At 66.2% G+C, this 12,544-nt stretch carries 14 protein-coding genes; 6 read left to right on the top strand and 8 right to left on the bottom strand.

What is annotated here, in order from left to right; all coding sequences use genetic code 11:
- Window positions 1-6 precede the first annotated feature (6 nt).
- Together UB43_RS11830 and UB43_RS11835 are read right to left on the bottom strand one after the other, a co-directional pair.
- Window positions 7-597 carry a TetR/AcrR family transcriptional regulator gene (locus UB43_RS11830; RefSeq protein ID WP_045210886.1) on the bottom strand — a complete coding sequence of 197 codons (591 nt, stop codon included), beginning with the start codon at window positions 595-597 and terminating at the stop codon, window positions 7-9.
- A 74-nt stretch (window positions 598-671) separates the two neighbouring features.
- On the bottom strand, window positions 672-1,562 hold the full coding sequence (locus UB43_RS11835; protein WP_045210889.1) for a LysR substrate-binding domain-containing protein: 891 nt from the start codon (window positions 1,560-1,562) through the stop codon (window positions 672-674).
- Window positions 1,563-1,669: 107 nt separating this feature from the next.
- Here UB43_RS11835 and UB43_RS11840 point away from each other — a divergent pair, with 107 nt between their 5' ends.
- Window positions 1,670-2,077: a tautomerase family protein gene (locus UB43_RS11840; protein WP_045210891.1), complete on the top strand. Its 408-nt coding sequence runs from the start codon at window positions 1,670-1,672 to the stop codon at window positions 2,075-2,077.
- On the opposite strand, the gene UB43_RS11845 is transcribed toward UB43_RS11840, so the two are convergent.
- The 3 genes from UB43_RS11845 to UB43_RS11855 form a co-directional block, all read right to left on the bottom strand.
- A complete protein-coding gene (locus UB43_RS11845; RefSeq protein ID WP_045210894.1) occupies window positions 2,064-2,804 on the bottom strand; it encodes a nitroreductase family protein in 741 nt (246 codons plus the stop codon). The genes UB43_RS11840 and UB43_RS11845 overlap by 14 nt on opposite strands.
- 114 nt (window positions 2,805-2,918) lie before the next feature.
- Window positions 2,919-3,404 (bottom strand): glutathione peroxidase, encoded by a 486-nt coding sequence (locus UB43_RS11850; protein ID WP_045210896.1) that lies wholly within the window; start codon window positions 3,402-3,404, stop codon window positions 2,919-2,921.
- Between the two features lie 217 nt (window positions 3,405-3,621).
- Window positions 3,622-4,107, bottom strand: coding sequence for a peptidylprolyl isomerase (locus UB43_RS11855; protein WP_045210898.1), 486 nt, complete (start codon window positions 4,105-4,107; stop codon window positions 3,622-3,624).
- Between UB43_RS11855 and UB43_RS11860 the strand changes: the two genes are divergently transcribed.
- From UB43_RS11860 to UB43_RS11875, 4 genes are all read left to right on the top strand, one after another.
- The gene (locus UB43_RS11860) at window positions 4,076-4,408 is read left to right on the top strand and encodes a DUF3565 domain-containing protein (RefSeq protein ID WP_082085830.1); all 333 of its coding nucleotides are present in this window, start codon (window positions 4,076-4,078) and stop codon (window positions 4,406-4,408) included. The genes UB43_RS11855 and UB43_RS11860 overlap by 32 nt on opposite strands.
- A gap of 2 nt (window positions 4,409-4,410) precedes the next feature.
- Window positions 4,411-5,601, top strand: coding sequence for an acetate kinase (locus tag UB43_RS11865; protein WP_045210904.1), 1,191 nt, complete (start codon window positions 4,411-4,413; stop codon window positions 5,599-5,601).
- Between the two features lie 61 nt (window positions 5,602-5,662).
- Window positions 5,663-7,795 (top strand): phosphate acetyltransferase, encoded by a 2,133-nt coding sequence (gene pta / locus UB43_RS11870; RefSeq protein ID WP_045210907.1) that lies wholly within the window; start codon window positions 5,663-5,665, stop codon window positions 7,793-7,795.
- 79 nt (window positions 7,796-7,874) lie between these two features.
- Window positions 7,875-8,783, top strand: coding sequence for an acyltransferase (locus UB43_RS11875; protein ID WP_045210909.1), 909 nt, complete (start codon window positions 7,875-7,877; stop codon window positions 8,781-8,783).
- A gap of 133 nt (window positions 8,784-8,916) precedes the next feature.
- On the opposite strand, the gene UB43_RS11880 is transcribed toward UB43_RS11875, so the two are convergent.
- From UB43_RS11880 to UB43_RS11890, 3 genes are all read right to left on the bottom strand, one after another.
- Entirely contained in the window at window positions 8,917-9,630 is a 714-nt protein-coding gene (locus UB43_RS11880; protein WP_045210912.1) for an OmpA family protein, read from the bottom strand.
- A gap of 85 nt (window positions 9,631-9,715) precedes the next feature.
- The gene (locus UB43_RS11885; RefSeq protein WP_045210915.1) at window positions 9,716-10,357 is read right to left on the bottom strand and encodes an MBL fold metallo-hydrolase; all 642 of its coding nucleotides are present in this window, start codon (window positions 10,355-10,357) and stop codon (window positions 9,716-9,718) included.
- Window positions 10,358-10,440: 83 nt separating this feature from the next.
- Window positions 10,441-11,460 carry an AraC family transcriptional regulator gene (locus UB43_RS11890; protein WP_045210917.1) on the bottom strand — a complete coding sequence of 340 codons (1,020 nt, stop codon included), beginning with the start codon at window positions 11,458-11,460 and terminating at the stop codon, window positions 10,441-10,443.
- 121 nt (window positions 11,461-11,581) lie between these two features.
- Here UB43_RS11890 and UB43_RS11895 point away from each other — a divergent pair, with 121 nt between their 5' ends.
- Window positions 11,582-12,421 (top strand): metal-dependent hydrolase, encoded by an 840-nt coding sequence (locus tag UB43_RS11895; RefSeq protein WP_045211328.1) that lies wholly within the window; start codon window positions 11,582-11,584, stop codon window positions 12,419-12,421.
- Window positions 12,422-12,544: the final 123 nt, after the last annotated feature.

Raw genomic sequence — 12,544 nt, forward strand, 5'->3', positions numbered from 1 at the left:
GGCAGATCAGGCCTGAAGCAGGTGCTCCAGGCGTTCGATAAAGCGTTCCACGGGTTTGAGCGAGGCGCTGACTTTCATTCGCGCCAGCACGCCCTGCCAGGCGTTGCCGATGAACTCGGCGAGGGACTCGGCGTCCTCCGCTGCCGGCAGTTCACCAGCGCGCTGGGCGTCGGCCAGGCAGTCGCGCAGGGTATCGATGGACTGCTGGAGGATACCGTCGACCCGTTCGGCGATGGCCGGCGACAGCTCGGCCATCTCGAAGCTCAGGCTGCCGATGAAGCAGTGGTACTCGAGCTTCTCCTGGCGGGCGAAGTGCGCCAGCAGTTCGCGGTAATAGGTGAGGATACGTGCACGCGGGCCCAGTGCCGGGTTGCCCAGCGCCTCGGCGTAGCGGGCCAGGCGCGGCGCGTACAGGTGCTCCAGGGCCTGCAGGGCGAAGTCTTCCTTGCTCTCGAAGTAGTGATAGAAGGAACCCTTGGGGATGCCGGCGGCCTGGACGATGTCCTGCACGCCGGTGCCGTGGTAACCGCTGCGGGTCATCGCCAGGGAGCCCTTGGCGAGGATCAGGTCGCGCTTGTCGAGTCGGATGCTGTTCATGGACGCAAGAATATGACCGGTCGTCTCGCTTTTTCCAGCACCATTGATCGCAGTGATTTTCCCTCAGAAGCGGATCAGCGAATCGTCGGGCTTTCCAGCAGTTCCGCGACGCCCTCCTGCAACAGTTCACGCAGGCGCTCCACCACCGCTTCCGGCTCAGCTTCGCTACGGTGCAGGCACAACCCCAGCGGCACCATCTCCGGCAGCCCGGCGCGCTTGGCGTCCAACCGTTCAACCTTGGCCGGCAGGCCGATCGGCGTGCGCAGGCCGACGCCCAGCCCTGCGCCGACCGCCGCCCAGATGCCGGACAACCCGGCGCTGGTGAAGGCCACGCGCCAGGCGATGCCGGCCCGGTCCAGCGCTGCCGTAGCCGCGCTGCGCAGCAGGCACGGCGCCTCCAGCATCACCAGTGGCAAGGGCTCCGCGCCGGACGACGGGAGCGCGTCCGGCGCGCCGATCCAGCATTGCGCCACTGCACCGATGCGCTCCATGTGCGGCGTGCGTTCGCCGGTTTCCCAGGCCAGCGCCAGGTCCAGTTCGCCGCTGCGCACGCCTTCGATGAGCTGCTGGTTGCGCGCCGTGCGAACTTCGATGCGCACCCTGGGATGGGCGCGGGCAAAGCGCGCCAGCACGGCGGGCAGCAGGGTTTCGCCGAAGTCTTCCTGCAGGCCGAGACGCACCCGGCCTTCCAGCGAACCACCACGCAAGGCGCCGGCGGCTTCGTCGTTCAATTCCAGCAGGCGGCGGGCGTAGGCCAGCAGCGTCTCGCCCGCCTCGGTCGGCACCATGCCACGCCCCTCACGGCGCAATACCGGTGTGCCGGCCTGTTCTTCGAGCTTCTTCAACTGCGCGCTGACGGCGGAGGTGGAACGCCCCAGGCGATCCGCGGCGCGGGCGAAGCTGCCCAGTTCGATGCCGGTGACGAAGGTGCGCAGCACGTCCAGGTCGAAGTTGATGCGGGCCATGGCAACTATCCTGATTAATCGAACTATCGATCAAATATTTCCCGATTTTCCGAATAAACTTGCCGCGCTAGCCTGGACTCGTCAATCACTCATCGAGGAACGGCGCCATGCCTACCGTCCGCATCTCCCTGCGCAAGGGCCAGCAACCCGAGTACCTGCGCGAACTCGCCGACACCGTGTACGACGCCATGCACGAGGCCTTCAACGTGCCGGAAGGCGACCAGTTCGTGATGATCCACCAGCACGAGGCCGAAGAGTTCGTCTTCAACCGCCACTACCTCGGCGGGCCGCGCAGCGACGACTTCGTGCTGATCGCCATCACCATCGGCCGCCCACGCGACTCGCAGACCAAGCAGGCGTTCTACCGCCGGCTGAACGCGCTGCTGGGCGAGCGGCTGGGAATGGCCAGCGAAGACGTGATGGTGCAGATCACCCACAGCGACGCGGACGACTGGTCCTTCGGCGGCGGGCGCATGGGCGTGCTGACACGGCCCGACGCGGTCAGTGCCAGCTGACGCGCTGTTCCAGCGGGAAGCGCAGGCGCGGGTTGTAGACGCCGTTGTCGGCCGCCCGCCCAGCGGCCAGCAGCATGATCGGTACCGCGTGCCGGGGAATCAGCAGCACCTTGCGCAGCCGCACCTCGTCGAAGCCCTCCAGCGGGCAGGTGGCGTAGCCGTGGCTCTGCAGGGCGAGCATCAGGTTCTGCGCCGCCAACGCGGTCGACTTCACTGCCCACAGGCGCATCTCGGCGTGGCTGTTGGGCTGGCGCATCAACGCGCGGCGCAGACCGACCACGCCGTAGAGGGCGCGCTTGAACAGGCCGCGCAGGCCAAAGGTTCCCTGGTTGTACTGGAACGGCGCGGTGTGCTCATAGAACTGCCGGACCTTATCCGGCACTTGCGGCTCGGGCCACTGCTCGAGGACGGCCGCACAGGACTCGCGCCAGGTATCCGGCCGCGCCAGCACGGCGATCAGCACCGGCGCGGTGCGCGCCGCATTCTGCCCCAGGCATACCGGCACCAGTTGGCGCCGCAGCTGGGCGTCACGAATCACCTGGAAGCTCCAGGGCTGCAAATTGCACGCGTTGGGCGCCAGCACCGCCTGCTCCAGGCAGTCGCGCAGCACCGCGTCCGGCACCGGTTCATCAAGAAAACGGCGCACCGCACGGCGTTGCTCGATCAACGCGCGCAAGGCATCGGGGGTGGCGGGCAGGCAGGCGGACTCGGCGGCGAAACGGCTCATGGCGGGCTCCGGAAGCAGGTCGCCCGATTAAGCGCACCGCGCACCACGCGGAACAAGACGAAGGGAAGAAATGCCGGCGGGATTGGCGCATGCGCCCTCTCCCGCCGGGGAAGATCAGGCGCCCAGCGCCTTCTCGATGGCCTGGATCAGCGCCGGATCATCCGGTGTGGTGCGCGGGCTGAAACGGGCCAGCACGCGGCCATCCGGGCCGAGGAGGAATTTCTCGAAGTTCCAGGTGATGTCGCCGGGGAACTCGGCGCCCTCGCCCGCCAGCAGGCGGTACAGCGGGTGGCGCTCGGAGCCGTTGACCTCGAGCTTGCCCGACATGGGGAAGCTCACCCCGTAGTTCAGCGAGCAGAACGACTGGATCTCGGATTCGCTGCCCGGCTCCTGCCCGGCGAACTGGTTGCACGGCAGGCCCAGTACCACGAACCCTTGGTCCTTGTATTGCTGGTAGATATTTTCCAGAGCGGCGTACTGCGGGGTCAGGCCGCATTTCGAGGCGACGTTGACCACCAGCACGACCTTGCCCTTGAGCGGCGCCAGCGGCAGATCCTGGCCGTCCAGACCGTGCAGCGTCAGATCGTGAAAAGCGCTCATTGCTTGCTCCTTGAAGAAGTAGGCACGAAGTGCCCGCGCAGGGAGCGGACAATCTGTCCGTCGTGCTGCGCAATCCCAGTCGATGCGGGAAAAATGCCCTGGCCTTGTTGCAGTAGATCAGGTTGCATGAGAAAGGCGCCCGAAGGCGCCTTTCACGATTGAGCGTAGCAGCTCAATGATGGCTTCACCCGGTCGATGACCGACCGGATGACAGCAATCAGTGGTGGTGACCACCTTCGCCATGGACGTGGCCATGGGCGACTTCTTCGGCGGAAGCGTCGCGGATGTCGACCACTTTCACCTTGAAGTTCAGGCGCTGGCCGGCCAGCGGGTGGTTGCCGTCGACGATCACGTCATCGCCTTCGATGTCGCGGATGGTGACGATCTGCATGCCGCCGTCCGGAGCGGAGGCATGGAACTGCATGCCGACTTCCAGCTCGTCCACGCCTTCGAACATTTCACGGGTCAGGGTGGCGACCAGCTCGGCGCTGTATTCGCCGTAGGCTTCGGCCGGCTCGACGGTCACGTCCAGCTCGTCACCGACCTGCTTGCCTTCCAGGGCCTTTTCCAGGCCGCCGATGATGTTGTGGGCACCGTGCAGGTAGACCAGCGGAGCGCCGCCGGCGGAGCTGTCGATGACCTCACCCGCGTCGTTGGTCAGGGTATAGTCGATGGAAACCGCCTTGTTGGCCGCGATCTGCATGGTTCGAAACCTATCTGATATAGAAGTTGAGCGCGTAAGTTTACGCGGCGACGCCCCCGAATGCGACCCGAAGACGGACGGACGGGACAACGCGGCCCCGCCGCGCCTGCTTGACTTTCATCAGGACGAAGACGGCCACTGGGTGGCAGTCTTGTCCTGCGGCCACACCCAGCATCTGCGCCACCAGCCGCCCTGGCAGTCGCGGCCCTGGGTGCTGGACCCGCAGCAGCGCATGGCGCAGATCGGCCGGTTGTTCCCCTGCGGCTGGTGCGCCAAGGACATCGACAGCAACAAGGAGTAGGCATGCCGGCTCGCAATATCCTGGTGATCAACTGCGGCAGTTCTTCGATCAAGTTCGCCCTGGTTCGAGAAGGGCGCGAAGAGTTCATCCTCCATGGCCTGGCCGAGCGCCTCGGCTCCAACGGCGCCAGCCTGCGCTGGCAGGGCGAGACCGACGAGCAACCGCAGACCCTGGAGCTACCCGGGGGCGATCACAAGGCCGCCCTCGCCCGCCTGTTGCCGCTGGTGGCCCAGGCTGCGCAGGGCGAGTTGCACGCCATCGGCCACCGCGTGGTGCACGGCGGCGAGCGTTTCACCCAGGCCTCGCGGCTGACCGACGAAGTGCTCAGCGCCATCCGCGAGACCTCGCCGCTGGCGCCGCTGCACAACCCGGCGAACCTGGTCGGCATCGACGCCGCCATGGCGCTCTACCCGGACCTGCCGCACATTGCCGTGTTCGACACCGCGTTCCACCAGAGCCTGCCCGAGCGCGCCTACCGCTACGCCATCCCCGAGCCGCTGTACCGCGAGCAGCATGTGCGCCGCTACGGTTTCCACGGCACCAGCCACCGCTACGTCAGCCACAAGGCGGCGGAAATGAGCGGCCTGGCGGTGGGCGACAGCTACTGGCTGTCCGCGCACCTGGGCAACGGCAGCTCCACCTGCGCCATCGCCAATGGCCAGAGCCGCGACACCAGCATGGGCCTGACTCCGCTGGAAGGCCTGATGATGGGCACCCGTTCCGGGGACGTCGACCCGAACCTGCACAGCCACCTGGCGCGCACCCTGGGCTGGAGCCTGGAAAAGATCGACCACATGCTCAACCACGACAGCGGCCTGCTCGGCCTGTCGGGGCTGTCCAACGACATGCGCACCCTGGAGCACGCCCGCGAGCAGGGCCACGCCAATGCGGCGCTGGCCATCGAAGTATTCTGTTACCGATTGGCCAAGTCCCTGGCCTCGCTGACCTGTGCGCTGCCGCGGCTGGACGGCATCATCTTCACGGGCGGCATCGGCGAGAACTCCGCGCTGGTGCGCAACCTCACGGTCAAGCACCTGCACGTGCTCAACCTCGAACTTGACGGCGAGGCCAACGCCCGCTGCACACGGGGCGTCGGCGGGCCGATCCACCTCGCCGGGCACCCGCGCGTGCTGGTGATCCCGACCAACGAGGAGAAGCAGATCGCACTCGACACCCTGGCTGTCCTCGACTGAAGATTCATCGGTTGCGCCCCACAAGGGCACAGACCACTCCCGCACGGCTTAAGGAGCCCGGATGCACACCTTCTTCCTCGCGCCGACCGGTTTCGGTGTCGGCCTGACGTCTACCAGCCTGGGCCTGATCCGCGCCCTGCAACGCGCCGGCCTGAAAGTCGGCTTCTTCAAACCCATCGCCCAGCCCCACGCCGGGGACGACGGCCCGGAGCGCTCCAGCGAACTGGTTGCGCGCACCCACGGCCTCAACGCGCCCACCCCGCTGTCGCTGTCCAAGGTCGAGCGCATGCTGGGGGACGGCCTGCTCGACGAACTGCTCGAGGACATCGTCGGCATGTACAACAACGCCGCCGTGGACAAGGACGTGATGATCGTCGAGGGCATGGTCCCGACCAAGCACGCCAGCTACGCCGCGCGCATCAACGCGCACCTGGCGCGCAGCGTGGATGCCGAGGTGATCCTCGTCTCCGCGCCGGACAACGAGACGGTGAGCGAGCTGTCCGACCGCATCGAGATCCTCGCCCAGCTGTTCGGCGGCCCGCGCGACCCGCACCTGGCCGGCCTGATCGTGAACAAGGTGCGTGGCGGCGAAAGCGACGACATGCCGCGAGACGCCGAAGAAGCCGCGCGGCTGTTCGGCGAGCGCCTGAAGGAACATTCCCCGCTGCTGCGCGACGGCGACGTCCGGCTGCTCGGCTGCATCCCCTGGCAGGACGAGATGAACGCCCCGCGCACCCGCGACGTGGCCGACCTGCTGGACGCCAGCGTGCTCAACGCCGGCGACTACGAACAACGCCGCGTGCAGAAGATCATCCTCTGCGCGCCCTCGGCACCGAACACCGTGCACCTGCTCAAGCCCGGCGTGCTGGTGGTGGTGCCGGGCGACCGCGACGACATCATCCTCGCCGCCTGCCTGGCCGCCATGAACGGCGTGCCGCTGGCCGGCCTGCTGCTGTGCTCGGGCCTGATGCCGGACGCGCGCATCATGGAGCTGTGCCGCAGCGCGCTGCAGAGCGGCCTGCCGGTGCTGACGGTGAAGACCGGTTCCTTCGACACCGCCGGCGACCTGTCGCGGATGAACAAGGAAATCCCGGTGGATGACCGCGAACGCGCCGAGCGCGTCACCGAGTTCGTCGCCGAGCACATCGACTTCGGATGGCTCAAGGACCGCTGCGGCTCCCCCCACGAACTGCGCCTGTCGCCGCCGGTGTTCCGCTACCAGCTGACCCAGCGCGCCAACCGCGCCGGCAAGCGCATCGTCCTGCCCGAGGGCAGCGAGCCGCGCACTGTGCAGGCCGCCGCCATCTGCCACGCCCGCGGTATCGCCCGTTGCGTACTGCTGGCCAAGCCCGACGATGTGCAGGCCGTGGCGCAGATGCTGGGCATCGTGCTGCCCGAGGACCTGGAAGTGGTCGACCCGGACCTGGTGCGCAGCCGCTATGTCGAGCCGATGGTCGAGCTGCGCAAGGGCAAGAGCCTGAACGCGCCGATGGCCGAGCAGCAACTGGAAGACAACGTGGTGCTGGGCACCATGATGCTCGCCCTGGATGAAGTGGACGGCCTGGTCTCCGGCGCCATCCACACCACCGCCAACACCATTCGCCCGGCCCTGCAACTGATCAAGACCGCGCCCGGCTACAACCTGGTGTCCTCGGTGTTCTTCATGCTGCTGCCCGACCAGGTGGTGGTCTATGGCGATTGCGCAGTGAATCCCGATCCTTCGGCCAGTGACCTGGCGGAGATCGCCCTGCAGAGTGCCGCCTCGGCGCAGGCCTTCGGCATCACCCCGCGGGTGGCGATGATCAGCTACTCCACCGGCGAGTCCGGAACCGGCGCAGATGTCGAGAAAGTCCGCGAAGCTACGCGCATCGCGCGGGAAAAACGCCCCGATCTGTTGATTGACGGCCCCTTGCAGTATGATGCCGCCGCCATCGCCAGCGTGGGTCGCCTGAAGGCCCCCGAGAGCCAGGTGGCAGGACGCGCCAATGTATTCGTGTTCCCCGACCTGAACACCGGGAACACCACCTACAAGGCGGTCCAGCGCAGCGCCGACTGCGTCAGCATCGGCCCGATGCTGCAGGGCCTGCGCAAACCGGTGAACGACCTGTCACGCGGGGCGCTGGTGGACGACATCGTCTACACCATCGCGCTGACGGCGATCCAGGCGGACAGCGGCAAGGACGATCAGGGCTGAACGCCCCGGCACGAGGATGTGCCTTGAGAACGCTTCACGCGCCCGGCCAACCGGGCGCCTACGTATAAGGATTTCCTCGATGCTCAGTTTCCTTCCCCCGGTCGTTCGCGGCGTGATCGCGAGCCTGCTGCTGTTCCTCAATACCGTTTGCTGGGCCACGCTGCTGCTCGGCATGACGCTGGTCAAGATCGTCCTGCCGTTCGCCGCGGCGCAGAGCGCTTGCAGCAAGATCATGAGCCTGATCGCCGAAAGCTGGATCGCCTGCAACAAGGGCTGGATGAACCTGGTGCGCAGCACTCACTGGAACGTCGAGGGCCTGCAAGGTCTGGTTTACGACCACTCCTACCTGGTCACCAGCAACCACCAGAGCTGGGTCGACATCCTCGTCCTGCAGTACCAGCTGAACCGCCGGGTGCCGCTGCTGCGCTTCTTCCTCAAGCAGGAACTGATCTGGGTCCCGATCATCGGCCTGTGCTGGTGGGCGCTCGATTTCCCCTTCATGAAGCGCTACACCAAGGCCTACCTGGCCAAGTACCCGGAGAAGAAAGGCAAGGACCTGGAGACCACCCGCAAGGCGTGCGCCAAGTTCAGCCGTATCCCGGTGTCGATCTTCAACTTCCTCGAAGGCACCCGCTTCACCCAGGACAAGCATGACGAGCAGGCCTCGCCGTTCCAGCACCTGCTCAAGCCCAAGGCCGGCGGCATCGCCTTCGTTCTCGACGCCATGGGCGAGCAGCTCAAGACCCTGGTGAACGTCACCATCCATTACCCCGACGGCCGCCCGACCTTCTGGTGCCTGATGTCCGGCAAGCTGCGCTCGGTGGTGGTGCGCTTCGAAGAGCTGGAGATCCCGCGCCAGTTCATCGGCAAGAGCTACGACCAGGACGAGGGCTACCGCGCCGAGTTCCAGCTGTGGGTGAACCAGCTGTGGGAACGCAAGGACCAGTTGCTGGCCCAGCTGCACCGCGAGTTCCCGGCCAAGGCCTGACCCTGCATCATGCAGGAGCGAGCTTGCTCGCGAACCGCATGGCACCGGGCGGTTCCGGTTCGCGAGCAAGCTCGCTCCTACGAAGAGCCAAAGAAAAAGCCCGCCGATCGGCGGGCTTTTTCATGGGCGGTGCTTACTGCTGGTACTGCTGGGTCTGCGCGTTCGGCAGGGCCTTCAGGTTCACTTCCACGCGGCGGTTCTGCGCGCGGCCGTTGGCGTCGGCGTTGGAGGCAACCGGCTGGTCCGGGCCCATGCCGCGGGTGCTGACGCGAGTGCCGTCGACGCCCTGGGAGGTCAGGTAGGTGGCAACGGACTGCGCACGACGCTGGGACAGGTCCATGTTGTGCTGGCGGCTGCCGGTGCTGTCGGTGTAGCCAACGATCTCGATGCTGTTCTGGTTGAACTCCTTGAAGGAGCTGGCCAGGTTGTTCAGCGGGGTGTAGAAGGACGGCGCGATGTTCGCCGAGTCGGTGGCGAAGGTGATGTTGCCCGGCATGATCAGCTTGATGTCGTCACCCTGGCGCTCGACCTGCACACCGGTGCCCTGCATCTGCTGGCGCAGCTTGGCTTCCTGCTTGTCGGCGTAGTAGCCGTAGCCGGCGGCGGCGGCACCGATGGCGGCGGCGCCGATCATCGCGCCCTTGCCACGGTTGTCATGGTTGATCGCGGCACCGGCGACGGCACCGGCCAGCGCGCCCAGCGCACCGTACTTGGCGGTCTTGCTCATGCCGCCTTCGGCCGGCGGGGCCTGGGTGTTGGGGTCATAGGGATTCTGGGAGGCGCAACCGGCCATGAGGGCAAAGGCGGTGGCAGCCGCGACCATGGACAGACTACGTGCGGTGAACATGTCGGATGACTCCTCGAAATAGCGAAACACCCATTAGCGGGCGGCAGATTAGAGCTTAGGTCGTGCAAATAATTCCGTAGCAACCTTAAGCGCGGATGAAGGGATTCTCCCTCATCTCGTCGCCCAGGTTGGTATCCGGGCCGTGGCCGGTGACCACGGTCGCGTCTTCGTCCAGCGAGTACAGGCGGCCGCGGATCGAGCGCTCGATGGTGGCGTAGTCGCCGCCCCACAGGTCGGTGCGGCCGATGCTGCGACGGAACAGCGTGTCGCCGGCGATCAGCAGTTTGTCCCTGGGGAACCAGAAGCTCATCGAACCCGGTGTATGCCCCGGCGTGTGCAGCGCCACGCCGCAGCCGCAGGCCAGTTCCTCGTCATCGGCCAGCCACTGGTCCGGCGAAGGCACTGGAGTATAGGGGACGCCGAACATGCGGCATTGCATCTCCAGGTTATCCCAGAGGAACTGGTCGTCCTTGTGCAGGTGCAGGGTCGCGCCGGTCTTCTCCTTCATCTGCCCGGAAGCGAGGAAGTGGTCCAGGTGCGCGTGGGTGTGGATGATGCTGACCACCTTCAGCCCCAGCGCGTCGAGACGCTGCAGGATGAGTTCGTGGTCGCCACCCGGATCGACGACGATGGCCTTCTTCGTCAGCGGGTCGCCGATGATGGTGCAGTTGCACTGCAGGGGGCCGACGGGGAAGGTTTCGCGGATCAGGGCAGGCTGCTCGCTCATCGAAGACTCGCTCGGTTGCGGAAGAACACGGCGGGTATTTTCGCCGATTCGGCCCTGCCCTGGCGAGTCGATGGGGTTCGCGTTCAGTCGCCCTGGCGGTAATCCGTGGGCAACTTGCCAGTCCACTTGCGGAACGCCCGGCGGAAGTTCGACGGGTCGTTGAAGCCCAGCAGCAGCGCGATCTCGTAGAGCGGCAGGTGGGTCGTGGTGAGGTATTGCAGGGCCAGGCGCTTGCGTACATCGTCGAGCACTTCCTGGTAGGTGGTGCCCAGGTTCGAAAGATGTCGACGCAGGCTGCGACCGCTGGTGTGCAGGTCGGCGGCCACGCTTTCCAGGTCGGGGAATTCGCCGGGGCGCGCCAGCAGCAGGCGGCGGATGCGGGTCAGCAGGCCTTCCTGCACATCAAGCGTGGCCAGCAGCGCCTCGCACTGCTGTTCGCACATCTGCACCGTGGCCGGGTTGGCCAGCGCCATGGGCCGCACCAGGTATTCGCTGGGCAGGCCGATGAAGTGGAAAGGCTGATCGAACAGCACCTCACAGCCAAACACCTCGGCATAGCGCTCGACGTAGGCCGGCTCGACATGGGCGAAGCCCACGCTGACACCCTGCAAGGGTTCCCCCACCAGGAAGCGGGCGATGGTGTGCAGGCTGGTCATCAGGCCTTCGGCGGCGAAACGGCTGGTGGGGCCGAGGGGAAGCGACTCGCTGGCGCGCAGGTAGGAGACGCCGCCGTCTTCCACCATCTCCAGGTCGTAGGCCAGGCCGAGCACGCGGTAGTACTTCAGGGCGAAGGCGATGGCGCGTCCCAGGTTGGCGCTGGACAGCACCGCGTAGCCGAGGATGCCGTGGGTGGAGACGTTCAGCCGTTGCCCCAGCAACAGGCCGAAGGCGGGCTCGTTGCAGTGCACCAGGGCGGTACTGGAGAGCTGGTGGAAGTCGATGAAGGACAGGCGGCCGTTGGGGCTCTGCAGCACCTCGGGGCGCACGCGGGCCAGCTCGAACAGGCGCACGCGCGGCACACCCAGCTCTTCGGCAAGATCGAGAAGCGCCTGCGCATAGGCGACGGGCACCAGTTCGGCGGTGAAATTGAGCGGTTGTTTCATCGTTTTTCTTATGGTGACCGCTGGCCGGATATGACCGGAAAGTTGGCAGACAATAACCTTGTGACGCTTTCCCTACAAGCCCAGAGTAATGACCATGGACAACCACAACAATGGAGCCGCCATGGCCAGCACCACCCCTGCAGGACTGGAGATCAAGCCCCGGCACATGGACTTCGATCTGCCCGATCCGCTGCCGCGCCACTGGCACGGCGGAGACGCCTTCAAGTCCCATCTGTTCGACGCCATGTCGGTGCTCTTTCCCGACGGCGAACGCTTCTTCATCGACTCGGTGCGGCAGTTCCGCGACCAGATCAGCGACCCGGTGCTCAAGGAGCAGATCCGTGGCTTCATCGGCCAGGAAGGCCACCACAGCCGCGAGCACCTGACCTACAGCCAGCGCCTGCGCGACCAGGGCTACGACATCACCGCCATCGAGAAGCGCGCCCAGGCGCGCATCCGTTTCACCCAGAAGAAATTCCCGGCCAGGCGCCAGCTGGCAGCGACTGCCGCGCTGGAGCACATCACCGCGATCATGGCCAACGGGCTGCTGACCGACCCGCGCACCATGGAAGGAGCCGACCCGGTGATGCAGCGCCTGTGGCGCTGGCACGCGCTGGAGGAAACCGAGCACAAGGCAGTGGCCTTCGACGTCTACAACCAGGTCTGCGGCAGCCGCAAGCTGCTGCGCCGGGCGATGCGCATGGCGACCTTCTTCTTCGTGCTGGATACCTTCCGCGGGCTGGTGCACATGCTCAAGGTCGACGGCCTGCTGTGGAACTGGCGCGTCTGGCGCGACGGCATCAAGTGGACCTGGGGCAAGCACGGCGTGTTCCGCCCGCTGCTGCGCGAGTACATGGACTTCTTCAAGTCCGACTTCCACCCCTGGCAGCACAACAACCTCGATGTGCTGTACGAGGTGCGCAAGGAATACGACGCGCAGCCACTGGCGCACGCTGGCTGACTCTTCCGTTGCTTCAGACACCGCCCCGCCCTGCCGGGGCGGTGTCGTTTCCGGCCCAGGACACGCATCGATTCCGCTCCCCTCCCTGACATACCGGGGCTGACCTGTAGGAGCGGGCCATGC

The sequence above is a fragment of the Pseudomonas sp. 21 genome (assembly GCF_000955805.1).
GTDB lineage: Bacteria > Pseudomonadota > Gammaproteobacteria > Pseudomonadales > Pseudomonadaceae > Pseudomonas.